We start from the raw sequence: 24610 nt of genomic DNA on the forward strand, positions 1-24610 counted from the left end.
CTCAACGAAGGGAGACAAATTTATGAAGCTGCTAATCGCGGACGATCAACAATCGCTCCATACTTTTTTGGATAAAATGATGGACTGGGAGTCGCTTGGCATCACGGAAATCAAGCATGCTTTCGATGGACGGGAAGCGGCAGAATTGGCTGAGCGTTTTTTGCCGGATCTGCTCATTATTGATATTCAAATGCCTCATTTAAACGGAATTGAGGCATTAAAGCAGCTGCAGCGGCTGCCTCACAAACCGAAAGCCATTATATTAAGCGCTTATGATGAATTTGAATATGCCCGTGAAGCGCTCCGCCTGAGCGTATCGCAATATTTGCTTAAGCCGGTCGATACTAATCTGCTGAAAGCGGCGGTTAAGGAACTCATCGAAGAGACGCAAAGCGAACACGAGAAAAAACTGGAGGCTGTGATTGCGGGCTTGCTGAGGCAAGATTCTTTGCATGAAGAATGGCTGACGGCTGCCCAGTCGGCATTTCAAACGTTAGGTATACATCGTTATTCCGTGTTGACGCTGACAGGCGAGACTTTGAACAAGGAGGCGTTGGCATCCGTCTTTAAACAGCTTGAGCCTTCCCTCAAATCCGTTATATGCCAACTGAATAAGCAGAACTGTGCAGCACTGTTGGGCCTATCGGTTAAGGAGCAGGCTGACCGGCTGCCGCTACTTGGCGAAAGAATAGAAGCTGCATGGCAAGCCTTACAGCCGGAAAGCCATATAAGGATAGGGTGCAGTGCGGCTGGCGAGAAGCCTGAGCAGCTGCAGCAGCTGCTTATTCAGAGTAAACAAGCGGCTGCTAACGGCTTTTATGCATCTGCATCGAATTCCTTCTATTCGCAATCAGAGCCGCAGCCCGCGGAGCAATGGACGCTGCTGCACTATCAGCAATTTGATAAGGCGTTCGAGGAGAAGTTTTCGCTAGTCTTCTCGCAAGAAGCACTGAAGGAGCTTGTTGACAGCCTTTTTCGTGTGTTTAGAAAGTTGAAGCTGGATCCCGACAAGGTGTATAGCTTATGCGTGCACTATTTAACAATAGCCGAACAGCTGATGAGACGTTCAAAACGGCTCGTTGCCGAATATGAAACGATTACGCTGGACAGGCTGAGAAAATACGGCTCGGCAGATAAGCTGGAGGAGTACTTTCATTCACATATTGCCAGTATGATTCAACAGTCAGACCCTGCCGCCGACCGGACAGAGGAAACGATCAGTAGAATCAAAACGCATGTTGAGCTGCATTACGCGGAGGATTTATCGCTTCAGTCCGTCGCTAATGCCTTTGGCCTCGACAAGTATCAGCTAAGCCGGATATACAAGCAGCAATTTGGAATCAACTACTGGCAGTATGTGACGCAGATTCGGATGGACAAGGCCGCTGAGCTGCTTGCCGGCACGAATTTGAAAAATAGCGCGATTGCAGAGATGACGGGTTTTGTGGATGAAAGCCATTTTAGCAAAACCTTTAAAAAGCATAATGGGGTTTCTCCAAAGGAGTTTCGGGCGGGCAAGCAAGCCCCCTCCTCTATGTAAGCATGCAACAATGTACAATAAATCACGCAACGATGTAAATTCCCGAGCCCCCGGTAAAGCGTTATCATAATGGTGAAAGTGCTTACAAAAAATGAAATACAGGGGGAACACAGCATGCGTAAATCAAGCTACATGCTTCTGATTGCAATGATGGCCGTTACACTTATTCTGTCCGCTTGCGGCGGAAACGGGAACAATGGCAACCAAGCCGGCAGTGCAGACGGCGAGGGAACGGGTTCAGAGAAAAAGATAAAACTAAGCCTGCTTTCGTGGAACAACGAAACCGAAATGAAGCCGGTTATTGACGGCTTTACGGCAAAGTACCCGAATATCACGATCGATTTCCAGACGGCGCCGCCGGTTAAGGATTATATCGCCAAGCTGCAAACGATGCTGCTTTCCAATTCGGCGACGGATGTATTTATTATGGCAGCGGAAAATCGGAATGAGCTAATCGACGGCGGCTATGCGCTTGATCTAACAGACCAAGCATTTATGTCGAAAATGACCGATGCGAGCAAAGGCATGTTTACCCGCGATGGCAAAACGTATGCCTTCTCCCAAGCCGGTTGGGTAGGCGGCATTTATTACAATAAAGATTTGTTTGCTAAGGTCGGCGTAACGACGGAGCCAAAAACCTGGCAGGAATTTATCGACCTTTGCATCAAGCTGAAGGATGCGGGCATTGTGCCTCTCTATGATAACGCAGGCGATATTTCTACCATTCAAGGCGCATTGGTTGCCAGCATGACCTTGTCGAAGGATCCGGAATATGATACCAAGCTGTTTGCGGGCGAAGCTGCTTTTGCCGACGGATGGGCAGAGCCGCTGAAGCTCTGGAAGGAAGGCTTGGTCGATAATCAAATCATCACTTCAAACATGATCGGCCTTACCGGCGACCAAATGGTTAATGAATTTGCGGTAGGCAACGTGGCGATGATTCAAGGCGGACCATGGAATATTCCGGCAATCGAGAAAGCGAATCCGGAATTGCAGTTCAGCATGATGGCGGTTCCCGGCGCTGGGGAAGGACAGGAATATTATGCAGGCGCTCCAAACGTAGGTTTTGCGGTTAATAGCAAATCCGAAAATCAAGATGCGGCCATCAAGTTCGTTGAATACCTGTCTACGCGGGAAGGCTTGCAGCAATTTGAACAGGGGACTGGCCAAATCATTACGATTCCCGGCTACGAGAGCAAGGTGCATCCCGCTCTAGAGAATGCATACAAAGACGGCTTGCTTGCAGGGAAATTTTATCTTCCGATGGTTTCTTGGCCTAGGCATCAGGAAGCTTTGAGAAATCAGTTGGTCGTTTCCGTTCAGGATTTGCTTGTTGGCAAAGGAACGGTAGAGGACGTAACAAAGGCGATGGATCAAAAGCTTAAAGAGATGGAAAGCAAATAAAAAGAGACGGTAAGCGGCAGAGAGGGGCAATCCCCTCCTGCTGTTTTACAAAGGAGGGAGCATACGGGATGAAACTGCTGAGATCTTTCCAATACCAAGTTTTTCTCATACCGATTTTACTTTTTTATACGATATTTACGATTTACCCGCTTATCAAATCATTCATTTTTAGCTTGACGGACTTTAACGGTTATTCCAAAGATTACGATTTCGTAGGGTTAACGAATTATATTAAAATTTTCAAGGATGCCGCTATCGTATCGGGTATATCCTATACCTTGCTTTTTGCCATATCGACAACGATTCTGACCACGCTGCTTGCCATTGTGCTTGCTTTAGTGCTGGATCGGAATTTTTATACAAAAAATATTCATCGTGCCATCTTCTTTTTTCCGTCCATTCCGAGCGGTCTTATCCTGGCTTACGTATGGGGCTTCATCCTGTCGCCAATCGGATCAGGCGTGTTGAACAGCGTGCTCCATGATTGGTTTGGCGCCGGTCCGCAGCCTTGGCTGTCCGAGCCTATGCTTGCCAAGCTTTCCACCATTCTCGTTGCGGTATGGGCAGGAGCAGGGTGGCATGCCGTTCTCTATCTGGCATTCCTGCAGGGCATCTCCAAGGATTATTACGAGGCGGCTTCGATTGACGGAGCGACACGCTGGCAGCAAATTCGCAATATTACGCTGCCGCTGCTTGCTCCGGCTATGACGATTAGCGTCATGCTGCTCTTAACGGGAGGGCTTAAAGTATTCGAAATTCCGTTTGCGCTTACGAAGGGCGGACCGGGCTTCGAGACGCATACGATTACGCAGGTTATCGTACTGCGCGGCATCTCCGAGGTGCAGTTCGGACTGGCTTCAGCCATGTCCATCGTCTTCTTCCTTATTGTGCTGGCGCTCACCTATTTCCAAGTGACTGTCATGCAGCGCCGAGAGGAGAAAATGCAATGACCGAAACGAACCGCAAAAATTGGCTGCTTGATATTTTGATGCTGCCTGTCGGGCTCATTACGTTTTTCCCTTTTTACTTAATCATCGTGAACACCTTAAAGACGCCGGCTCAAACCGCGATGAATCCCATGAGCTTTCCGACAACGCTTAATTTCGATAATTATGTCCGCGTGTTTAAAGAGGTACCGCTTCTGCAGAGCTTTGGTAACAGCTTGCTCATCACGGTCGTTTCCGTGTTGCTTATGGTGCTTATCGGGGCGATGGCTGCTTATCCCGTTGTGTTCAATCCGGGGAAAACCAATAAAATCATTATGGGTTATTTGCTCGCCGGATTCCTGATTCCGTTCCAAACGACGCTTATTCCGCTCTTTGAGCTGATGACGCAGTTTCAACTTATTGATAAGCTGTACGGGCTGATGTTTATTTATATGGGAGGCTCGGTTTTCGTCTTCTTTCTGATGATGGGTTATATGAAGACCATACCGAAGGAGCTGCCCGAAGCGGCCATTATTGACGGCTGTACGATCTGGGGCATCTTCTGGCGAATCATTTTTCCGCTGCTCAAGCCAATAACGGTCACGGCTATTATTTATCAGACGATGTGGGTATGGAATGATTTTCTTGCACCGATGCTGTTCCTCAATTCATCTGATAATGCCACGCTCGTCCTGCAGGTTTACAAAGCAAAGGGTGAGTTCGCAGTCGATTGGCCATTGTTCATGACATTGACGGTTATCGTCCTTATTCCGATCTTTATTTTCTTTATTCTCATGCAAAAGCAAATTGTAAAAGGCATTGTCGGCGGCGCTGTGAAGGGTTAAGCGCAGCTTAATCTATTCTAGTCTCGCTGCGCTGCCGTCTTGCCGGCACGCTGGAATGAATACTAAATCTAGGGAGACGATGATAATCATGAACGCACCTTTATTTCGAGATCCGATCTATGACGGCGCCGCCGATCCGGTCGTCATATGGAACCGCGAGGCCAAAGAGTGGTGGATGATCTATACGAATCGCAGGGCAACATCGGAAGGACCAAAATTCGCTTGGGTGCACGGAACCGATTTGGGCGTGGCCTCTTCGCGTGATGGCGGGAAATCCTGGCTGTACCGGGGCACGATTCAGGGGCTGGACATTGAATGGGGCCGCAATACGTTCTGGGCGCCGGAAATTTACTGGCATGACGGCCTGTACCATATGTATGTCAGCTACATTCAAGGCGTGCCGGTTGATTGGCCTGACCATCGCCGCGATATTATGCATTATACGAGCACGAATTTGCTCGACTGGACCTTCCACTCCAAGCTTGCGTTAAGCTCAAGCCGGGTCATCGATTCCTGTATCCACGAGCTGCCAGGCGGCGGCTTCCGCATGTGGTACAAGGATGAAGACAATCATTCCTTTACTTATGCGGCAGACAGCAAGGATTTGTTCGAGTGGAACGTGGTCGGTCCGGTTATTACGGGCCGCGGCCATGAAGGACCGAATGTGTTTTGGTTAAAAGGCGCCTATTGGATGGTCGTAGACGAGTGGAGAGGGCAGGGCGTGTACCGGTCCGAGGATTTGGATACCTGGGAGCGCAACGGCCTCATTCTGGATCAGCCGGGAACGCGCGAGGATGACGGCACCATCGGGCTGCATGCCGACGTAGTTGTGCAAGGCGAAAGCGCTTATATTTTCTATTTTACGCATCCTGGCAGAGCCGGCGCGCTTGACCAAGAAGGACAAGAGAAACGCTATGAAAGCAAGCGCTCTTCCGTGCAAGCTGCAAGATTGGATGTCATTGACGGCGTGCTGGTATGCGATCGCAACGAGCCATTCGAGCTCAGCTTATTGCCAGAAGAATAACCGTGATATTCAAAAAAAGACAAGCTAACGGATGTAATATCCTTGGCTTGTCTTTTTTTCATGTATGGTGGAGGATACCTGCTCCGCTTTCCTAACCGGCACCCGTTTGTATAGCTCGAATCATTTTTTGCATAAAATCAAAGCTATCCTCTAGTTCTTTGTTTGTCTCCAGGAGCGTGCATTCCGCGGAAATCATTCCCGTATAGTTTATTGCTCGCAGCGTCTCGGTAAACCTTTTATAGGGATACGTTCCCGTCCCGGGCGCCAGCCTTCCGGTATCCGCAATATGGATGTGGGCAATCCAATCTTTATATTCCATTAAAGCTTCCAGCGGTTCATTATCTTCGTCCATATGATAAAAATCCGCCAGCACTTGCACAATCGGGCTGTTGATTTGTTCCACTAGCTGCACAGCGTCGTGCACGCTGTTGATGAAATTGGATTCCTTGCGGTTTAGCGGTTCAAGCGCCAAAGTAACGCCATTTCCGGACCATTCCTCCGCAATCCATCGCAGTGCTTCCAGCATTTGCTCTTCCGCTCGCGGTCTCTCCCAGTTCTCCGGAATCGTACGCTGCCTGCCGCTGCCCAGCACGACTACCTTGGCGCCGATATGGCTTGCTGCCTGGCCTGCCCTACGCACATATTGGTGAATCCGCTCCCGATCCGCTTGGGGGCCGACCACCATCATACCTTGCGGAAAGAACAGGTTCATGGCCTGTACCTTTATCGGAGAGTCCAAATACTGCGGCAGCTTCTCCCGTAGAGCTTGATCGTCCTCAAGCGGCAGGGAAGATAAGGGGCATTCGATATAATCGAAACCTTTGCTTGCCAGCAGACCCGCCTGTTCGATGCCCATGCACCAGCCTATTTTATTCAAAGCCTATACCTCCTAAGCAGCGATTTGAAAATTGATTTCATTGTACAAAGAGGATGAATCAAATAAAATGGTTACAAGTATGGTTTGATGGCTGTGAGTAATCCATAGTAAGGAATGGTTGCCGATGCTGGATCGAAATATCATGGACGCGTTAATCGAAGATGTCGAGCTGAGGTTCAACAACAGCGGGTATTCCGATCATGAAATGGGATGGTCAGAGAGCAAGAGGCACCCGGACTATGATTTGTGGTATGTGACAAGCGGTGAAATCACGATTGACTACCAGGGCGGGAAATCCACGGCCCGTGAAGGCGATATCGTATTCTTCAATCCCGGTGTTGCTTATTCCGCCTATTGTTTAGATGCGCCCTGCAGCCATATTTTCACCCATTTTGATTTCCAATTAGGACAGCGGGTCCATTTTTTGAACGATTTCGATTTAATGGGCGTGATTCCTCATCATAATTTTAAGACGGAGGGGCCTTTATTTCGCAGCACCTTCGACGCCTACAAAAATAAAGAACCGATGTCAGCATTGATGCTGAAAGGCTGCTTTCTCTTACTTCTCGCAAAACTATTGGCCATTCCAAAAGAGAACTCCCCAGCCGCCAAGACGCCCGTCGAACGGATGGTGCATTACGCCAAGCTGAAGCCGGTGCTTCAATATATCGACGAGCATATCGGAGAATCGATTCCGGCTGCGCTTTTGGCTGAAATGATCCATATGTCACCTAAGTATTTCTATGCATTTTTCAAAACCAATATCGGATTAACGCCGCAAAGCTACATCACCAAAATGAGGATGAACCGAGCCCGGGAACTGCTTATGGACAGAAAGCTGACGGTCAAAGAAATCGCTTATGAGCTAGGCTTTTCCGATCCCTATACGTTTTCAAAAATATTTAAACGCTTTCATAAAATCCCCCCTTCGCGATTTTCCGATCACACGTAGGATCGTGTTTGATCCTACATAATCAGCAAAAAATAGCCTTGGCCGACTAACGGCCAAGGCTATTTGCATACGAGCGAATCGGAGCCGGTTCGCGATTAGTGACCTGCCATCATCGCCGGGTCCGGATTGTCCCCGCCGGCGGTTACGTCTTCTTCCTGCTGCTTCGGTTTACGCAGAAGGAGCGTCAGTGCGACACCCGCGGTCGTGAGGCACGCGGACAGGAAGAATGTGTCGCCGTAACCCGCGACGACGGCGTTCAGCGGATTTGCGTCCGCTCCCGCGCTTGCGGCGCGGGAAGTGATTTGCGACGTCAGATAACCCGTTAGGCCCGCGACCGCGAACGAGACGACGACTTGCTGAGCTGCTGTTGTCAGCGGTGTAACGCGGCTCACCAGACGGCGAGGCGCAGAGTTCAGGACATGCGTGTTGAGCGGCATCATGGAGAAACCCATGCCGAGACCCATGATGCAGATGCACAGGATGATAACCCACAGCGAGGTATCCACCGCTATGCGGGACAAGATGAACAGGGAAACGGATACGACGGCAAGACCGGCGAAGGCGAGCGGACGCGCGCCGATCTTGTCGAACAACCGGCCGCTGATCGGCATGCCGATTGCCGCGCAAAGCGCATAAGGCATCAGGATCCAGCCCGTTTCAAGCGCGGTGTAGTGCATGACGCCTTGCAGGTACAGCGGCACGATCAGCATTGCGCCGAACAGCGCAAGCTGTACGATCCACGTCAAGATGATGCTGCGTGTAAAATCGGACGACTTGAACACTTTCAGCTCCAGCAGCGGCTGCTTCTGTGCCAGTTCCACGAAAATGAAGAGGATGAGCGCAATGCCGCCGACGGTCAAGCCCGTGATCGTCGAAGCCGAGGACCAACTGGTGCCGCCTTCGCTTACGCCGTAAGCCAGCATGGAGAAGGCGATCGGCGCGAGGCACATGCCGATGAGGTCCAGATGCGGCGCCGCATCGCGGCCCGATTTCGGCAAATATTTATACCCGAGAATGAAGGCGATAATGCCGATCGGCAGATTGATGATGAAAATCCAGTGCCAGCTGACAGAATCGACCAGCCAGCCGGATAGCACCGGACCGAACGCCGGCGCAATCAGCATTGGGATGCCGAGTAAGCCCATGATGGATCCGCGGCGCTCTGGAGGCGCGAGCTTGAACACCATGGTCATCCCGATCGGGCCCACCATGCCGCCGCCTAAGCCTTGAATGATGCGGTAAATGATCAGCTGTTCCGGCGTTTGCGCGATGCCGCACAGCACGGAGCCGATCGTGAACAGGGCGATCGTAATCATGAAAATTTGCTTAGAGCCGAATTTATCGGTCATCCAGCCTGCAAGCGGGATAACGGCGGATAAAGCGAGCGTATAGCCGGTGACGGTCCATTGGATCGTCTTCAGATCGGTGTCGAAGTATTCAACGAGTTTCGGAATGGCATTATTGACGACGGTGCTGTCCAGAATAACCATGATCATGGCGACGATAATCGCCATGAGCGGCGGCAGAATGGCTTTCAGCGAGAAGTCGTCCCCGCCCGCTGCCACCGGTTTTGTTTGCTTAGGAGCTGACATAGATCCCTGCTTTCTGCTCAACGAGCTGTGTATTCGTCAATATGTCGCTTTCTCGTACAAATTCGCAGGCAATGCCTGCACGAACGGCGACCAATCGCCCGTCGTGTAAAGATGAAGCCGGTGCATGGCCCGCGTACACGCCGTATAAAGAAGCTTGCGTTCGTTGTCCCGACCGTAAGCTTCGGGCGAAGCATCGTAGACCAAGACTGCATCGAACTCGACACCCTTGGCGAGATACACGGGAATGACCATCACTCCTTTTTCAAAGCCAAGCGTCTCCTTCGTAATGAGCCGTAGAGCTTCGCCTCCATGAATCCGTAACGATTCATGGGCCTCCCGGCTTTCGGCTGCGGTCTTCGTAATGACCGCGATGGAATCGAAGCCCTCGGCCATGAGCGCCGCGATGTCTGCCAGAATTTGCGCATCACGCGTCTCCCCACCGTCCAGTCTCGTCAAAAGGGGCTTTTGGCCTCCTCTTTCAAACGGTGCAATTTCTTCCCCGCCTGGAAGCATCGATTTCGCGAATTCAACAATCTCCCTGGTTGAACGATAACTGCGTACAAGGCAGACAAGGCTTGTTTCGGCTTCGCCGAAAAGGCGAACCAGCGGCGAATCGGCTGCGGCCAAACTTGTAGACTGCATGAAGATCGCTTGCCCGAAATCGCCGAGCACCGTCATCCGGGCACGGGGAAACAGCTTTTTAAGATATTCATATTGAAACGATGAATAATCCTGGCCCTCATCAACGAAGACATACCGGATTTCCGTGTTCGTCCGGACGCCTTCGATCAGTTCTTTTACATACAAATACGGTGTCGCATCCTCGTGGAACAACTCGTTCCGGAGCAGCTTTTCTTTGGTTTGCCTGCATATTTCAGGCCACAGCGGGGGGATGACGGCCCCATTCGTTTTCTCCTGATAAGCGGCTTCACCCTCAAACAATTGACCATATATGCTTTTGACATCTATAAACGAGAATTTCTTTACACCTTTCCTTAGCGGTTTAAAGCTTTCATTCACGATCCTTCGGCGGAGCAGATCTTCTTCCCTCATGGCGAAGTCAAAGTCGCCTTCATCTTCCCGGCGCTTGTTGTTCATTTTCTCGCGAACTGCGGCATATTGTTCCGCAACGTCGAATACTTCTCTCTCTTTATGCAGCATTTCGAAGACTTCCGCATACTGCTCGGTGTCGAGATAATTCAACTCATCCTGTACCCAAGGCGCTTCCCGTTCCATGCGTTCCAGCACAGCCAGTTCATTCAGCAGCCATTCTTGCAAGAGAACGATACGATTGAGCAGCGGCAGGGAACGGTCATAACCGTAAAATTTCGCTCTCATTCGCTCCGCGGTAATCAAATCGCGGTCCCGAAGCCGAATACCGTTGAATTGCATGCCTTCCCGTCCTAACCACATTCCATAGTTATGCAGGGCTTGCAGGAAAGCATCGGAAGTTTTATACTCGATCCCCTGAAGACGAGCCTCATACTCCGGCGCTCCTTGTGCGGTCAGTACATATTCGATCTGATCAAAGGGATCCTCCGGCCGTAACGAGGAACCTAGCCAATAGTCGAGATATTCTTGAAAAGTCGTCTGCTGCATATTCTCTTCACCGAGCTCCGGAAGGACGGTGGAGATATAGCTGGTAAACATCGGATTCGGTGAGAAAAGAACGATCTGGTCAGCCCTGATCGTCTGGCGGTGTTTGTACAGCAAGTACGCCACCCGCTGCAATGCCGCGGAAGTCTTACCGCTGCCGGCCGCCCCTTGTACGATAAGCATCCGGCTTTTATCATTGCGGATGATGGTGTTTTGTTCCTTCTGGATGGTTGCCACGATACTCTTCATTTGCGAGTCCGCACCTTTGCCGAGCACTTGCTGCAGCAATTCGTCTCCGATCGTTTCATTCGCGTCAAACATGTTGCGGATTTGCCCGTTTTGAATCTGAAACTGCCGTTTGAGCTCCATCGTCCCTTCGATTCTTCCGGCCGGCGTGACATAAGACGCCAGGCCCGGGGAGTAGTCGTAGTACAGGCTCGCGATTGGCGTACGCCAGTCATAGACCAGAAAGCTCAATTCGTCTTCGTCGATGAAGGAAGATACGCCGATATAGATCCGCTCGCTGAGGTCCAGGCCATCCTCCTGGAAATCGATGCGTCCGAAATAAGGAGACGGGAGCAGGCGGTTCATATTTTTCCATTGCTGCGTCAACAGCTTGTGGCCGCGCTCCCGTTCGGCCAATATCGCGGACTGCTGGTTAATCGTGTAGAAGGTTTCTTCGAAATCTTCGTACGTGCTTGTGTTGATCGTAACTTCTTCCCAAAACCGCTTGCGGATGTCCGCAGCCTGATCGCTCAGTCCGGCAACCTCCGGCTCCAGTTCGGCAATTCTCGCCCGCAGCTTATTCCTGACCCGTTCCAGCCGCTCTTGTTCCTGCCGCCAATCCTTCGCTTCCATCTCTCCTGAGCACACTCCTTTTTCCGTTTTCTGGCATAAAAAAGAGCATTGACAAATTAAAGTGCCAGGTGTACAATTAAATTAGGGATAAAACTAGATACACTATTTATTTTAATTTGTCAATACGCTATCGATTATATCATAGCGTTATTTTGCATTCAATTTATTTTTTTGTTGTTACCTCCGGTAGAGCTGAACAGTGACCCGGACTGTGAACAGTTTAAACAAACCACCGCGGAGTTATGCCGCCAGGAGATGACCCTTGAATCCATCAGGGGTCATCTTTTTTTATATCTTAGGCGTTACGACCCGCGGCGGATTTTACGATTCGCGAAGCACGGCCCCAACCCCCAACCTCAAAGGCGGGGTTTTTTGTCGTTTTTTAATAAGCGGTCGTCGGGTATGCGATCGGCTGCGTATCCACGCTCAGTGAATCTTCAGACTCGTTTCAGGGTTGGCTCAGCTTTGTTTGATATTTTGTAAATAGTCCAAATGAAGATGACTGACGCCGAGATAGGCAACGGGGCAGCAGCCTAAAGTAAAACCTATCCGGATATTAGGGAGGATATAGTTATGAAAAAGAAGTTTATGCGCACAAAGCTGGCAATCGCGTTAATGAGTTGAATCGCGGTCGAGCAAAGCTGCGGCATGCTTAGCCAGTACTACGCCAAAAAAAGCGACCTTTCGAGGTCGCTTTTTTTGGCGTAATTTCATGATGCTCCGGATACAGGCGATACGCATTTCAGCAGAAACAATCTGGCGAAGCGGGCGGCTGTTCTTTGCCCGTAAGGGGCGGCAGCTTAGTATCCTCCATCGCTGACAAGGCATGCGTCGCATGGCTGAGAACGGCGCCGGCCCGGGTGGAAGCGGCAACGAGCACGGCTTCGAATATTTCTTCGCGCGTTCCTCCCATGTCCACATATCTCTTCACATGCACATCAATGCAGTAGGGGCATCCCGTGACATGGGCAACGGCTATGGCAATGAGCTCCTTCGTTTTTAACGGCAGTATCTCCGAGGAATGGTAAATTTCCTTTTCAAAAGCTAAAAAAGCGGCAGCAGCTTGCGGAGAAAGCTTCATGAGCTCGGGAATGCGATTCAGATTCGAACGGTCATAATAATGATTCATCAATATCCTCTCCCTTTTATCCTTATGGATCTGAATTAATCTTAGGCGTTTTTGGGAGAAGGCTCAGTGATAATGTCACATATGTTTTTCTAAAACGGTTTTCAAAATCCCGGGATTTAAAATAGAGATTTGACCTCTGCTAAGCGCTATGGCCTCCTTATTCGCAAAGTCTTTCAAGATTCGGCTTACCACCTCGCGGGAAGTGCCTAATTCGACGGCTAATTGCTCATGGGTAATGCGTAGGGTTGAAGGAAGCGGCAAAGCGGAATGAGAAATCAGGTAATCCGCAATGCGATAGGGTACGGGGTTAAAAGCGACGTTTTCTAGAAGCCCGGTAACGCGGGTCATTCGTTCAATAATCTGTTTGTAAATGAATTGTCTGATCATTTTAAAGTCGGCCATCCAGTCTCGAAATTGTTCGACAGGAAAGAGAAGCACGTCCGTTTCGGCTTCGATTGATATGTTAGCTTCGTATTCCGTTTCTCCCAGGATGCTTGCCATCATCAGTACGCAGCATTCGCCGCTTTGAACGCGGTACAAGGTGATTTCCCTGCCCGAAGGGCTGATTTTGTATACTCGAATCGATCCGCCGACAATAAACATGGCATGCTGAAAAATATGCCCTTCGCGAATGGCATGCGGCGTCGCGGGTGTGACAGTAACGAGCTCGGCGGATTTCCACTGGTCATGGGGTACGCAGGAGAAACAGGGAAATAAGCGGATAGCTCGATCAATTTGGGCTGTATTCATCGTTAAACTCCTTCTGCACAAGATGCAACAAGTTTGCCGTCCGCGTACGATCTAATCTATTCGATAAGAAATTATACTATTTTTCCTGATATGGCAAGTCAGGTAGAGGGTATTTAATGACAAAATAATAATATTGTCATTTGACAGTTGTTTTATGTCATCATATAATCAAAGCAACAAGTAAACGAGAGCAAACGAACGAGTGGCATACCTATGGCCTAGGCAGAGATTATTTTCATTATTCGGAAGGATAACTACCAAATCTAAAAGACGAACAGGCGGGAAAAAACATGGAAAACAAATTGGCAGGCAAAGTTGCGTTGGTAACTGGGGCATCAAGAGGCATAGGCCAGAAGATTGCGGAGGAGCTGGCGCGGCAAGGAGCAAAGGTTGTCATAAACTATGCGAGCAGCCCGGGTAAGGCGGAAGAGGTCGCAGCGGGCATCAAAGCGCAAGGCGGCGAAGCCGTTGCCATTCAAGCGGATATCGGCAAGGTAGCGGAAGTAGAGCAGCTGTTCCGCAAAACGCTGGAGGCTTACGGACAAGTCGACATTTTGGTTAACAATGCGGGTGTCATGATTACCAAGCCGTTACTCCAAACGACGGAAGAGGATTTCGATAAGCAGTTTGACATTAACGTCAAAGGGACATTTTTCGCGATCCAGCAGGCGGCTATTCATATGAAGGAGAACGGGCGCATTGTTAACTTTTCCACATCGGTAACGGGTCAAATGTTTCCCGCATACAGCTCGTACGCCGGTACCAAAGGCGCCGTGGAACAATTCACTCGCCAGCTGGCCAAAGAGCTTGGACCCAAAGGGATCACGATTAATGCCGTTGCGCCAGGCCCAGTGAATACGGAGCTTTTCACCGTTGGAAAGTCGGAGGAGCAAATAACAGCGATCGGTAATATGAATTCATTCGGGCGCCTGGGCGAACCGGAAGACATTTCGAGAGTCGTTCTGTTCTTGGCGAGCGCGGAATCGCAGTGGGTAACCGGCCAGACGATTCGTGTGAACGGCGGATTTATTTAAGCCATAACCGTCTTGTAAACTTAACGCAATGGTTGATCTGTATTGCAAAATATAATTTTTGCTATAATGAAAAGACCGATAGGAGGGGAAATGGGTAATCGAATTTGGATTTATTTTAGAAGCGATTACTCCTTCAAATGACGACAAATGATATGCCATTGACGAAAGAAATGATTTTAGACGCGGCTGAACAGGTGCTTCGGCGTTATGGGCCTGATAAAACCTCGGTCATAGATATTGCCAAGGTGCTTCAAGTCAGCCATGGTACGTTATATCGGCATTTTGCCAGCAAAGCCTCGCTGCGGGAAGCCGTCACGGAGAGATGGCTTCAATATAGTATAGCTGCCCCTTTAGAAGAAATCGCAGGCAGGAGGGACGGCAGCCCGGTCGAGCGCCTTCGCTTGTGGCTGGTGACGCTTATTCATGCTAAGCGCAAATTTGCCGTGGAGGATGCAGAGATGTTCGGCATGTATGCAGCGGTTACGGTGATAGAAGTGGATATGATTGCCGCCCATGTTAACCGTCTTATTCGGCAGATTGCGCAAATCATCGAACAAGGGATGGCGAACCGCGAGTTTAAACCTGGACAATCGGCGGTTCATGCGAAAGCGATATTTTTGGCAACCTCACGCTTCCATCATCCTGCACATGCCAAGGAATGGTCATTAGAGACGATAGACGATGATTTTGAAGCGGTTTGGCAGCTGCTGCTCACAGGTCTTGCTTAATGGGACTGAGGGATAAGGAAGGATTGCAATGAAGCAGCCTAGCTAAAAGCAGGCGATTGGGGGCATCCTGAATGAATGTATTTTTATTGAATCCGGGTCTTCATGGAGCCAAGCATATCCCCGTTTTTCTAAAAGAGAATTATGTGGGCTTTGCCTGGCCGGGTATTGGGGATTTGGAGCATGTAAGCGGCCCGGAATGGCAGAAGCAAGCGGTACAAGCTTATAAGGCTGAGGGGCAAACGCTGCTTGAGATTTTAGAGGAGATCGGGAGCTTGGTCTATGGCATGCAGGATGGGGATTATCTGTTCGTAACGGATGGTGATTATGTTCATCTTGGGGATCTTGGCGACTATTTTTATGTGGAGAGTCAAGAGGCTGACGAGGAAAGCCTCAATCATCGCCGCGGCGTGACTTGGCTGAAGAGCGTGCCGAAGGCGGAGGTTCATCCCGAGCTGAAGTCATTTCTTAATCGCGGGGCGAAGATCGCGATGCTCGAACCATCCGTATCGCAGGAGCAATTGGAGTATTGGATGACAAACTCCGCCAAACCAAGACCGGAGGCGGCGATATCGGTCCTGGTCGACGAAGAGACGATTGCGAGAGCGCTCGATTTATTAAAGGAAGCGATGAGCAGCGGAGATGCAGATCGAAGGGAACGGGCCGCGATAGCCATTCTCCAGTTCGCAAAAGCATAAATAATAAATACGGCATCAAAAATAAAAAGAAGAGCGCCGCGAAGGGTGCTCTTCTTTATTGCGTCAGGTACAGTCGTTACAAATCGAACGGTCCTGGGCCGTCAGTCAAATATTTCTCCGTCAAGATCGACAACAGCTGTATGCCTACCTCATTATGACCGCCCTCGGGAATGATGAGATCGGCATATTTTTTGGATGGCTCGATAAATGCTTCATGCATCGGCTTCACGGTATTCAGGTATTGGTCATGCACGGACTGAATGGTCCGCCCGCGTTCCTCGATATCCCGCAGCACGCGGCGCAGAATACGCACATCGGGATCTGTATCGACAAATACCTTAATATCGAGTACCTGCCGGATGCTTTCCTCGGACAGCACATGAAGTCCTTCAAGAATAACGATTTTATTCGGCTTAAGCTCTACCGTTTGATCGGAGGAGCGGGCATGGACGGTAAAATCATAGACCGGAGCGTAAGCCGTTTGGCCTGCTTTGAGCAATAGAAGATCGTTTGCGAGAAGCTCGATATCAAAAGCGAGCGGATGATCGTAATTAATCAGCTCGCGTTCGGCAAAGCTGAGATGCGTAGGATTTTTATAATAATTATCCTGGGATATGAACGTTACTTTATCCGAGCCTAGACGGTCAATAACGGAGCGGGCAACCGTTGTTTTGCCGGATCCTGTGCCGCCGGCGATTCCAATAATAAGCATGGCGCTAAGATAAACCTCCCTATGATGTTGCCTGTGCAATTTTAGTATTGTAGCATAGCATTCACATAATTTCATCTCGGCAGTACAAATATTTCTATTTTTCAGAAGGAGGCATCCTGATGGACCATGAAGCCAATCCAACCAGCGGGAAAGAGCCGTTAAATTCCGGTAATGAGCTTCAGCTTGCCATGTTCGGCATGGGGTGTTTTTGGAGCCCGGAAGCCTTGTTCGGGCATTTGCCGGGTGTCATGAAAACCCGCGTCGGTTATGCGGGCGGCACAACCGCCAATCCGACTTACCGTCAAATGGGTGATCACACGGAAACGGTTCAAGTGGAATTTGACCCCGGCCGCATCGCCTTTGAAGATATATTGAACGTGTTTTGGGACAGCCATAACCCGGTTAATATTAATGATTATAAAGGGCGGCAATACATGTCGCTGCTGCTTTATTTCGATGAACGGCAAAATGACACGATACGGCATGTTCTGCAAAACAGGAAGGAGCAGGGCAAGGCCGAACCGGCGACGGAGGTTGTTCCCGCGGCTCCCTTTACCCTTGCGGAGGATAAGCATCAAAAGTATTATCTCAAAAGATTTCCCGATGCGATCGAAAAACTAAGCACCCTTTACCCGACGGAGACGGATTTGCGAAACTCTACCTTGGCCGCGCGTTTGAACGGATTGGCTAAGGGATATACGAGCTTGGAACGCATTTTGGAGGAAATTTATCAGTGGTCATTCGAACACCGCGAGCAGCAGCTCTTGATCGATCTGATCAAAAAAATAAGGTGGTAGAAGTACCTGCGGAGCGTTAAGAAGGATAGAGGGTTATTTCCTATTTATGGTTTATAGAGTTAAAATGAAATAGACAAGCAATAACTCAATTGGAAGGAGTGTTGATCATGAAATATCGGAGACTGGGAAGCACGGATCTGGAAGTATCGGTAATCGGTCTTGGAACCTGGCAGTTTGGAGGCGAGTGGGGGAGAGAGTATACGCAGGAGGAAGCGGATGCGGTTCTCGACAAAGGCCGAGAGCTCGGCATTAATCTGATCGATACTGCGGAATGTTATGGCGATCATCTCTCGGAGTCCCTCATCGGAGATTATATCAGCCGCCGCAACCGGGAAGATTGGATCATTGCGACTAAGTTCGGCCATCATTTCCATGAGCGCTTCACGCGCAACGATGTCTTTGACGCGCAAGGCGTTGTAGCGCAGCTGGATGCTTCGCTGAAGGCGCTGAAAACGGAATACATCGATCTTTATCAATTCCATTCGGGTCCGGATCAGGCGTTTGACAACGATGAGCTGTGGACTACGCTGGATAAGCAAATCGCGGCGGGCAAAATCCGTTTCCTAGGCACCTCAATCGGCAGCAATGACAATCTTCATCAAACCGAGGCATCCTCCAAGGTAAATTCGAGAGCCATTCAGGTTGTATATAACCGGCTCGATCGCGCTCCGGAGGAGCGGGTATTCCCTTCGTGCCAGAAGCAAGATCTGGGCGTATTGGCACGCGTTCCTTTGGCGAGCGGCTACCTAAGCGGAAAATATAAGCCGGGAGCTGTTTTTGGCGATAACGATGTGCGTCACCGGCACGATAAGGAAAGCACGCGCCTGCGACTGCTGGAGGTGGAGCATATTCAGCGGGAAGAGGTTCCGAAAGGCGTCACGATGGCCAGCTGGGCGCTCGCATGGTGCTTAAAGCATCATGCGGTAACGGCGGTCATTCCCGGCTGCAAGGATCCCGAGCAGGTTGAAGCGAATGCGAAAGCGGCAGAGCTGGTTACGGAGCCCCATCCGCAGGACATCACCCGTTAGGACAGCGAAGCGGAAAACGGTAGGTTTCATAAAAAACGGCGGCCTGGGACGGAGTTAACCGACCCAGGCTGCCGTTTTATTATTGCATTTTGACCAGTTACAGCACGATAACATCCTCGCGGTATTTCTCGAAATCAGATACGCGGCATTCCAGCTTCATTCGCGTGCCTTCCGGTTCGTACTCCGTCGCTTCGACATGGGCATGCTCGTTAAAATAAGCGACAAGACGCCCCTGGCTAAACGGAATCAACAGCTCGCATTTCATATAATCATCGAAGATATGATCGCGGATCACCTGAATCAGCTCATCCAAACCGCTTTTGTTCCTCGCCGACAAATAGACATTGTTGTCCGAGACCGCTGGGTAAGGATGCTCCGTCAAGTCGCATTTATTGTAGGCGTAGATTGTCGGAATATCGTAAGCGCGCAGCTCTTTCAAGGTCTCATTCGTCACGGAAACGAGCTGCTCATATTCATCATGGGAGTAATCGACGACATGAACCAGCAGATCGGCTTCGGCTACTTCCTCCAGGGTAGAGCGAAAGGCTTTCACAAGATGGTGGGGGAGCTGGCTTACGAAGCCGACGGTATCCGTCAGCAGAAAAGATTTTTTGTCCGGCAGATCAATGCTTCTAACCGAGGTCTCGAGCGTCGCAAACAGCATATCCTGCGCGAACACCTGCTTCGTTGTCTCGGGATTGTATTTCTCGAGCAAAGCGTTCATCAAGCTGGATTTTCCCGTATTGGTATACCCAACGAGACAGACGACGGGCACCTCGTTCTTTTGCCGCTGCTTCCGCTGAATCTGGCGCCTTGCCACAAGCTTATCCAGCTCTGCCTGCAAAGCGGTTATTCTTTCCTCGATCCGTCTCCGGTCGAGCTCGAGCTTCGTCTCGCCGGCGCCTCTGTTCTTGAGGCCGGCGCCGCCGCCCTGCCGTCCGAGCGATGCGCGCAGGCCGACAAGCCGGGGCAGCATATATTGAAGCCTGGCGACTTCGACCTGCAGCTGGGCTTCTCTTGTTTTGGCGCGTTCCGCAAAGATATCCAAGATCAGAATCGTCCGGTCAATGACCGTCCTCTCCAATGCGGCCTCCAAATTTCGGATTTGGGAGGGAGACAGCTCATCGTTGAAAATAACGACCTGCGCGTCATGCGCTTCGAGCAGCGCAAGCAGCTCTTGAATTTTACCGGTCCCGATATAATGGGAAGGATTTATGCGGGCAGCCTTTTGGCTCAGCTCGTCGGCCACCTCGATATAACAGGCGGCCGCCAGGTTGCGGAGCTCCTCCATGGAGTAGGCAAAATCCGTTTGATTTTGAAGCTGAACGCCCACGATGACCGCTTTTTGCTTCGGTTGTTCCATTATTCATCATCCTCTAAGGTTTTTTATTATACAAAAAAACACAGGCAGCGCCGCCTGTGTTTACCGTTATAGGTAAGAGGATATCAGAATAATCCATAAGGAACAAATTCCCTTATTCGATGGACCGATGGTCTACCTAAGGTATGCGAAGCGGAGCCGTCATGAAAAGAGGGGACCAAGCCCATCCGACACAAAAAGCTGCAGCTATCCGTTTCTATACACTTATGGAGTTCCCGTTCTAAAGGTGTATACGCGAAAAGGAATCTTCCGATCCCTGACGCCGTATACGAGATGCTATGGGTTACCTTCAAAATGGCAGACCTATCCTGAGTCCTCTGCACACAGGCAGAGCTTTGGCGCTATTCAATTAGCAGCTGCGCAAAGACCTAACTCGGATAAAGTCTATCACACGTAACCCTCCGTTCCAGTAAATTAGCACCAGTGTAGCACAACACCGTATCCTGCGGCAAGTCGCAAAATACCATAGCCTACGACTGGCTAAAGTCATGCCGCAGGGTAAAGAGCTCCTTCAGCGCTTCCGTGGAAAGCTCCGTAATCCAGCCCTCGGAGCTGGAAATCACATTTTCGCTAAGCTGCTGCTTATTCTCGAGCATCTCGTCGATCCGCTCTTCCAGCGTGCCAAGCGAAATAAATTTATGCACCTGCACGTCGCGGGTCTGCCCCATGCGGTACGCGCGGTCCGTCGCTTGGTTCTCGACCGCCGGGTTCCACCAGCGGTCAAAATGGAAGACATGATTAGCCGCGGTCAGATTAAGGCCGACACCCCCGGCTTTGATCGACAAAATAAACACGTTAGGCTGCTCGTCGGGCGGCAGCGTATTCGATTGGAATTTATCGATCATGCGGTCGCGCGCCAGCTTGGAGGTACTGCCGTTCAAGTAGAGGACAGGCTCCTGCAGCTCCTGCTGCAGCACGGACTGAAGCAGCTGCCCCATGCCGATATACTGCGTGAAGATCAGGCAGCGCTCGCCTTCTTCGCGCAGTTCCTTCACCATCGCGAGCAGGCGCTCGAGCTTAGCGGATCGGTTAATAAGCGGTTCGGTATCCAAAGGAACGCCGTCCGCGGCAGGCATGTCCGGGATCGGCTCCTTCGACAGCAGCATCGGATGGTCGCAAATTTGCTTAAGCTGCATAATCGAGGACAGGATGGCGCCTTTTCGTTCGATGCCTTCGAGTTTCTGCATACGATCCATGAGCTGGTTGACGGTTTGGTTATAGAGCGCACCCTGTTCGGCTGTCAGATGGATATAGGTCTTCATTTCGTTTTTGTCCGGCAGATCCAGCTGGATCGCCGGGTCTTTCTTCTTGCGGCGGAGCATAAACGGCTTCACCAGCTTTTGCAAATCGGCCGTGCGCTTCTTGTCCTGCTCTTTCTCGATCGGATTGCTGAACCGGTGCTGAAAACCGTGGGCCGTTCCGAGAAATCCGGGATTCATAAAATCGTAAATGGACCAAAGCTCCGACAGCCGGTTCTCGATCGGCGTTCCGGTTAAGGCAATGCGATGCTTGGCCGAGAAGCTGCGCACCGCCGCGGATTGTTTGGTTTGCGCGTTTTTAATATTCTGGGCTTCATCCAAGCAAATCGCCCCCCAGGTGAATTCCTGCAGCAGCTCCTGATCAAGCGTCGCGGTTGCGAACGAGGTCAGAATGACGTCTGCCTGCGCGGCTGCCGCGTGAAAGGCTTCGCCTTCCAGGCGTTTGCTGCCATAGTGAAGCATAACGCTCAGCGACGGCGCAAACCTGCTGATCTCCTTCTGCCAGTTGCCTAGAACCGAGGTTGGGCAGACGATGAGCGCAGCAGTTTGGTCCTCGCTATTTGCGGCGCTTTCTTTCAGGTTCAATAAATATGCGATCAGCTGGACGGTTTTGCCGAGTCCCATATCATCGGCAAGACAAGCGCCTAGCCCGAAGCGCCTCAGAAACGACAGCCAGGCATAGCCTTCATGCTGATAGTTGCGCAGCTCGGCTTTTAGGCCGGCCGGTACGGGAAGAAGCGGCCATTCCGACCGCTGGCTGAGCTGGCTGACGAGCTTCATCAGATGCTCGTTCAGCTCGACCTCCAGCTGGATGCGCTGTTCCTGCTCGGCATCCTGCCCGGCCTGTTCATCTTCCGGACTGCCGCCGCTTCCGAGCAGGTGAAGCTGAAGCACGTCCTGGAAGGACAGGCCCTCAGAGCGGTCAATGCCCGACATCGCTTTGCGAATTTGCGCCAGCAGGGCGGGGTCGAGCGAAATCCACTGGCCGCGGAAGCGGACCAGCCGTTCATTGCGGACGACGAGCTCATTGAATTCGGATTCGGTGAGGTCGGTCTCGCCGATTGCGATGCGCCAATCAAAGTCGATCAGTGTATCCAATCCGAACAATGATTCGCCGGAGCTCTCCGCGCGCGAGCTGACTTTGGCGCGCAGCTTGGGCTTCTTGCGGCTGGCCGTTTCCCACCATGCGGGAAGAAGCACCTGCCAGCCTGCGTCTAACAGGCGAGGACTGTCTACGGCGAGGAAGCGCCAGGCGGCATCATTGCCGAGCGGAGCGTTTAGAATATCCCCGAGGGGACCGGCGAACCGCTCAGGCGATAAGCAGGCCCGCAGGCGCTCCAGCCAGCTGGCTGACCGCTCGCGGACGGGGCCGGACCAAGAAGCGGGCCAAGAGCCAAAGGCTTCGCCAGACTCCGACAGTCTCACATTCGTAAGCACCGCCTGATCGAGCTTGTCCTGCAAAATAAGCTTAAGCTGCCAAGGCGCCTCCATCTCCGCCGGCTCCACGAGCTGCAGCATGGGACGGAAGGGGGCTTGATCGGCCTTCCATCCGATTGAGATCAACCAGGCTTGAGCATCCATCCCCGCAGCAGCCGCATGGTCCTTGGCAAATAGGAGCGGATATTCCCTCCGTAAATCGGCTGACGCCGTTTCCGTCCCGTAATGGACATCGAATACGGCCGCGGAGAAAGCGGCTTGCAGGCCGTTCAGGAAACCGGAATCCGCATCTAAGGCAGAAGCTTCGGCTTGAATCTGCTTATGCAGCGCGGGGCTGTCCCACGTCCATTGCAGCTTGCCGGACCGGAAAGCGGAGAAGCTGGGCATATGATGCTTGGCTTCGATTTCAGCCGCCAGCAGGGGTGCCAGTTTAACCAGCGGCCCGGCTTGCTCTCCCCATAGCCATGAAATGTGCTCAAGCCTCTTATTTTCGGCAAAAAACGGAATGACCTGCTCGGCAGGAAGCAGCACGAGCTCGAGCCCTGGCACCTGCTGGAGCTCCAGCTCCGTTCCATAGAAGGAAGCCTCATGCCAGGCAAACAAGCTGTGCTTTAAGCTGATGCCGCTTAAGTAATCATCCGTGTGGTTAACCCCGTATAGAAGGGCATCGCCATGCGTCGTTAAATTTACGTGTACCGTGAAGGATTTTATATGATAGCTCATGGAATTAGCTTTCCTTTCCGAAGCTCCTCTTGCAAAGCGCGAAGCCGGCTATGTCGTGAAGCGAAGGCAGCGATAAACGTCTCCCACCGTTCCTCGTCCTTTCTTTTTTTATACAGTTTAGCGAGCCGTTTCAGCAGCTTGACCGCAGATTTATAACCGCCTCTGTTTTTGAGCAGCACATAGGATTCCGCGGCTTGATGGTAGAAAGGAAGCAGCAGCTCGGGCGCATGCTTCTCAATGGGCGCAAAAACGCCGACGCGGTACGCGAAAGGATCGGTCCCCGTGCTGAGCTGGTAGTCCATCCATTGCTGCCATTTGCCATGCATGAGCAGTTTTTGCTCGTAAATGGACGGCGACAGCCGGAAAAGAGGTCCCCACATTTGCTGCTCGGCATGGGGAATATGCGAAATGACCCCGTCCCAATAGCCATAAAAGATTTCCAAGCTGTTGGGCTTCTGCCGCTCCATTAGCGGCGCCGTTTCTGCAAGCCATTCCAATAGGCGCTGCCACTCTCCTGCTTCGGCCATCGCGGACAAAAGCGGAAAGAGGTCGCTGCTGCGGAGCCCAAAGCCGCTGTTTATTTCGGCCAGCAAGGCCAATGCTTCCTGATCCCGGCGGAGAAAGAAGTTCATCCAAGCTTGGGCTAGCAGCCAGGGGCGGCGGGAGAGAGCGGAGCTAAGCAGGCTAGGAGCCTCATTCAGATGCTGAAGCTCCTCGAGATATAGCTGCGGTTGAGATTGATTGGGTCCAATCCAGCAATGCCAAAGCCCAAAATACGAGTCGCTGAAATAAGCCTTGTCTCCTGTCTCTATCAGCATTTGCCTTCTTAAGAAGGAGAGCGTCTCGGTCAGGAGCTGGCGGTCGACCGTACCTTCTGCCGTTTCAGGCTTATTTTGCAAAATGCCGGTGATCTTCAGCTGCACCTCGGAAATCGCGGTATGCGTGTGAAAACCGATAAAAGCGCCCGGCCGCAGTGCCTGGTTCGGAGCAAGATGGAGCAGCAGCAAGAGGATATGAAGATGCGCATGCAGCTCGAAAAAGCGGTCGCGCTCGGGCGCAAGCCCGGGTTTTATTTGATGAATGGCTGCAAGGGCAGCCTGTACAAAGGCAGCGTTCCGGATATGATCGGACAAAATCGCGGTGCGCGAGCCGAAAAGGGCGTGCCACTCCGCGATGTTCATGGTTTCGATTGATTTTATCAAGAAGAAGTCTCCCGTACGAATAAGGTCTATTTGCGAATCAGCTTATTATATCATTTATCCGGCTCTGCGATTTCTATTGTTTTGATGTCTTTTGTATTCTTGATTATGATATATTAAGGGT

20 protein-coding genes are annotated in these 24610 nt (G+C 51.1%); 11 read left to right on the top strand and 9 right to left on the bottom strand.

From position 1 onward, the window contains the following. Window positions 1–22 precede the first annotated feature (22 nt). The 5 genes from MRBLPE1_RS23450 (at window position 23) to MRBLPE1_RS23470 (ending at window position 5739) form a co-directional block, all read left to right on the top strand. Window positions 23–1540 (top strand): response regulator, encoded by a 1518-nt coding sequence (locus tag MRBLPE1_RS23450; protein ID WP_364149882.1) that lies wholly within the window; start codon window positions 23–25, stop codon window positions 1538–1540. Window positions 1541–1654: 114 nt separating this feature from the next. Continuing rightward, the gene (locus MRBLPE1_RS23455; RefSeq protein WP_364149883.1) at window positions 1655–2944 is read left to right on the top strand and encodes an ABC transporter substrate-binding protein; all 1290 of its coding nucleotides are present in this window, start codon (window positions 1655–1657) and stop codon (window positions 2942–2944) included. A 68-nt stretch (window positions 2945–3012) separates the two neighbouring features. After that, on the top strand, window positions 3013–3894 hold the full coding sequence (locus MRBLPE1_RS23460) for a carbohydrate ABC transporter permease (protein ID WP_364149885.1): 882 nt from the start codon (window positions 3013–3015) through the stop codon (window positions 3892–3894). Further along, on the top strand, window positions 3891–4715 hold the full coding sequence (locus tag MRBLPE1_RS23465) for a carbohydrate ABC transporter permease (protein WP_364149886.1): 825 nt from the start codon (window positions 3891–3893) through the stop codon (window positions 4713–4715). Before MRBLPE1_RS23460 ends, MRBLPE1_RS23465 begins: the two co-directional genes overlap by 4 nt. Before the next feature lie 88 nt (window positions 4716–4803). Continuing rightward, window positions 4804–5739 (top strand): glycosyl hydrolase, encoded by a 936-nt coding sequence (locus MRBLPE1_RS23470; RefSeq protein WP_364149888.1) that lies wholly within the window; start codon window positions 4804–4806, stop codon window positions 5737–5739. A 91-nt stretch (window positions 5740–5830) separates the two neighbouring features. Here the strand turns inward: MRBLPE1_RS23470 and MRBLPE1_RS23475 are convergent, their stop codons facing one another. After that, window positions 5831–6616 (bottom strand): sugar phosphate isomerase/epimerase family protein, encoded by a 786-nt coding sequence (locus MRBLPE1_RS23475; RefSeq protein WP_364149889.1) that lies wholly within the window; start codon window positions 6614–6616, stop codon window positions 5831–5833. 124 nt (window positions 6617–6740) lie between these two features. Between MRBLPE1_RS23475 and MRBLPE1_RS23480 the strand changes: the two genes are divergently transcribed. Beyond that, on the top strand, window positions 6741–7568 hold the full coding sequence (locus tag MRBLPE1_RS23480) for an AraC family transcriptional regulator (RefSeq protein ID WP_364149891.1): 828 nt from the start codon (window positions 6741–6743) through the stop codon (window positions 7566–7568). Window positions 7569–7663: 95 nt separating this feature from the next. Here MRBLPE1_RS23480 and MRBLPE1_RS23485 read toward each other — a convergent pair whose 3' ends face one another. From MRBLPE1_RS23485 to MRBLPE1_RS23500, 4 genes are all read right to left on the bottom strand, one after another. Then, entirely contained in the window at window positions 7664–9160 is a 1497-nt protein-coding gene (locus MRBLPE1_RS23485) for an MDR family MFS transporter (RefSeq protein WP_364149893.1), read from the bottom strand. A 36-nt stretch (window positions 9161–9196) separates the two neighbouring features. Continuing rightward, window positions 9197–11614 (bottom strand): RNA polymerase recycling motor HelD, encoded by a 2418-nt coding sequence (gene helD / locus MRBLPE1_RS23490; protein WP_364149894.1) that lies wholly within the window; start codon window positions 11612–11614, stop codon window positions 9197–9199. A 742-nt stretch (window positions 11615–12356) separates the two neighbouring features. Further along, window positions 12357–12743, bottom strand: a complete 387-nt coding sequence (locus MRBLPE1_RS23495) for a carboxymuconolactone decarboxylase family protein (RefSeq protein ID WP_364149896.1) — start codon at window positions 12741–12743, stop codon at window positions 12357–12359. Between the two features lie 75 nt (window positions 12744–12818). Beyond that, window positions 12819–13493 carry a Crp/Fnr family transcriptional regulator gene (locus tag MRBLPE1_RS23500; protein ID WP_364149898.1) on the bottom strand — a complete coding sequence of 225 codons (675 nt, stop codon included), beginning with the start codon at window positions 13491–13493 and terminating at the stop codon, window positions 12819–12821. Between the two features lie 290 nt (window positions 13494–13783). Between MRBLPE1_RS23500 and MRBLPE1_RS23505 the strand changes: the two genes are divergently transcribed. The 3 genes from MRBLPE1_RS23505 to MRBLPE1_RS23515 all read left to right on the top strand — a co-directional run bounded on the left by MRBLPE1_RS23505 (window position 13784) and on the right by MRBLPE1_RS23515 (window position 15950). Then, entirely contained in the window at window positions 13784–14527 is a 744-nt protein-coding gene (locus MRBLPE1_RS23505) for an SDR family oxidoreductase (protein WP_364149900.1), read from the top strand. Window positions 14528–14664: 137 nt separating this feature from the next. After that, entirely contained in the window at window positions 14665–15255 is a 591-nt protein-coding gene (locus MRBLPE1_RS23510; RefSeq protein WP_364149902.1) for a TetR family transcriptional regulator, read from the top strand. 71 nt (window positions 15256–15326) lie between these two features. Next, complete coding sequence (locus MRBLPE1_RS23515) at window positions 15327–15950, top strand: hypothetical protein (RefSeq protein WP_364149904.1); 624 nt, start codon at window positions 15327–15329, stop codon at window positions 15948–15950. 76 nt (window positions 15951–16026) lie between these two features. Here MRBLPE1_RS23515 and udk read toward each other — a convergent pair whose 3' ends face one another. After that, window positions 16027–16662, bottom strand: a complete 636-nt coding sequence (gene udk / locus MRBLPE1_RS23520; RefSeq protein ID WP_364149906.1) for a uridine kinase — start codon at window positions 16660–16662, stop codon at window positions 16027–16029. Between the two features lie 119 nt (window positions 16663–16781). Between udk and msrA the strand changes: the two genes are divergently transcribed. Together msrA and MRBLPE1_RS23530 are read left to right on the top strand one after the other, a co-directional pair. Continuing rightward, window positions 16782–17459: a peptide-methionine (S)-S-oxide reductase MsrA gene (msrA, locus tag MRBLPE1_RS23525; protein WP_364149908.1), complete on the top strand. Its 678-nt coding sequence runs from the start codon at window positions 16782–16784 to the stop codon at window positions 17457–17459. Window positions 17460–17566: 107 nt separating this feature from the next. Beyond that, on the top strand, window positions 17567–18487 hold the full coding sequence (locus tag MRBLPE1_RS23530) for an aldo/keto reductase (protein ID WP_364149909.1): 921 nt from the start codon (window positions 17567–17569) through the stop codon (window positions 18485–18487). Window positions 18488–18584: 97 nt separating this feature from the next. Here MRBLPE1_RS23530 and hflX read toward each other — a convergent pair whose 3' ends face one another. The 3 genes from hflX to MRBLPE1_RS23545 form a co-directional block, all read right to left on the bottom strand. Beyond that, entirely contained in the window at window positions 18585–19850 is a 1266-nt protein-coding gene (gene hflX, locus MRBLPE1_RS23535) for a GTPase HflX (protein WP_364149911.1), read from the bottom strand. Between the two features lie 488 nt (window positions 19851–20338). Beyond that, window positions 20339–23287, bottom strand: a complete 2949-nt coding sequence (locus tag MRBLPE1_RS23540; RefSeq protein WP_364149913.1) for a DEAD/DEAH box helicase — start codon at window positions 23285–23287, stop codon at window positions 20339–20341. Next, entirely contained in the window at window positions 23284–24489 is a 1206-nt protein-coding gene (locus MRBLPE1_RS23545) for a hypothetical protein (protein ID WP_364149915.1), read from the bottom strand. Before MRBLPE1_RS23545 ends, MRBLPE1_RS23540 begins: the two co-directional genes overlap by 4 nt. Window positions 24490–24610 lie beyond the last annotated feature (121 nt).

It is taken from the genome of Paenibacillus sp. LPE1-1-1.1 (assembly GCF_040676435.1).
In the GTDB taxonomy this organism is placed as follows: Bacteria; Bacillota; Bacilli; order Paenibacillales; family Paenibacillaceae; genus Pristimantibacillus.

What these genes read in the sequence shown, in the direction of transcription:
- MRBLPE1_RS23510 (WP_364149902.1), top strand. Translation starts at nt 14,665, where the DNA reads ATGACGACAAATGATATGCCATTGACGAAAGAAATGATTTTAGACGCG.
- udk (WP_364149906.1), bottom strand. Translation starts at nt 16,662, where the DNA reads ATGCTTATTATTGGAATCGCCGGCGGCACAGGATCCGGCAAAACAACG.
- MRBLPE1_RS23540 (WP_364149913.1), bottom strand. Translation starts at nt 23,287, where the DNA reads ATGAGCTATCATATAAAATCCTTCACGGTACACGTAAATTTAACGACG.
- msrA (WP_364149908.1), top strand. Translation starts at nt 16,782, where the DNA reads ATGGACCATGAAGCCAATCCAACCAGCGGGAAAGAGCCGTTAAATTCC.
- MRBLPE1_RS23465 (WP_364149886.1), top strand. Translation starts at nt 3,891, where the DNA reads ATGACCGAAACGAACCGCAAAAATTGGCTGCTTGATATTTTGATGCTG.
- MRBLPE1_RS23505 (WP_364149900.1), top strand. Translation starts at nt 13,784, where the DNA reads ATGGAAAACAAATTGGCAGGCAAAGTTGCGTTGGTAACTGGGGCATCA.
- hflX (WP_364149911.1), bottom strand. Translation starts at nt 19,850, where the DNA reads ATGGAACAACCGAAGCAAAAAGCGGTCATCGTGGGCGTTCAGCTTCAA.
- MRBLPE1_RS23455 (WP_364149883.1), top strand. Translation starts at nt 1,655, where the DNA reads ATGCGTAAATCAAGCTACATGCTTCTGATTGCAATGATGGCCGTTACA.
- MRBLPE1_RS23515 (WP_364149904.1), top strand. Translation starts at nt 15,327, where the DNA reads ATGAATGTATTTTTATTGAATCCGGGTCTTCATGGAGCCAAGCATATC.
- MRBLPE1_RS23495 (WP_364149896.1), bottom strand. Translation starts at nt 12,743, where the DNA reads ATGAATCATTATTATGACCGTTCGAATCTGAATCGCATTCCCGAGCTC.
- MRBLPE1_RS23485 (WP_364149893.1), bottom strand. Translation starts at nt 9,160, where the DNA reads ATGTCAGCTCCTAAGCAAACAAAACCGGTGGCAGCGGGCGGGGACGAC.
- MRBLPE1_RS23530 (WP_364149909.1), top strand. Translation starts at nt 17,567, where the DNA reads ATGAAATATCGGAGACTGGGAAGCACGGATCTGGAAGTATCGGTAATC.
- MRBLPE1_RS23460 (WP_364149885.1), top strand. Translation starts at nt 3,013, where the DNA reads ATGAAACTGCTGAGATCTTTCCAATACCAAGTTTTTCTCATACCGATT.
- MRBLPE1_RS23470 (WP_364149888.1), top strand. Translation starts at nt 4,804, where the DNA reads ATGAACGCACCTTTATTTCGAGATCCGATCTATGACGGCGCCGCCGAT.
- MRBLPE1_RS23450 (WP_364149882.1), top strand. Translation starts at nt 23, where the DNA reads ATGAAGCTGCTAATCGCGGACGATCAACAATCGCTCCATACTTTTTTG.
- MRBLPE1_RS23500 (WP_364149898.1), bottom strand. Translation starts at nt 13,493, where the DNA reads ATGAATACAGCCCAAATTGATCGAGCTATCCGCTTATTTCCCTGTTTC.
- helD (WP_364149894.1), bottom strand. Translation starts at nt 11,614, where the DNA reads ATGGAAGCGAAGGATTGGCGGCAGGAACAAGAGCGGCTGGAACGGGTC.
- MRBLPE1_RS23480 (WP_364149891.1), top strand. Translation starts at nt 6,741, where the DNA reads ATGCTGGATCGAAATATCATGGACGCGTTAATCGAAGATGTCGAGCTG.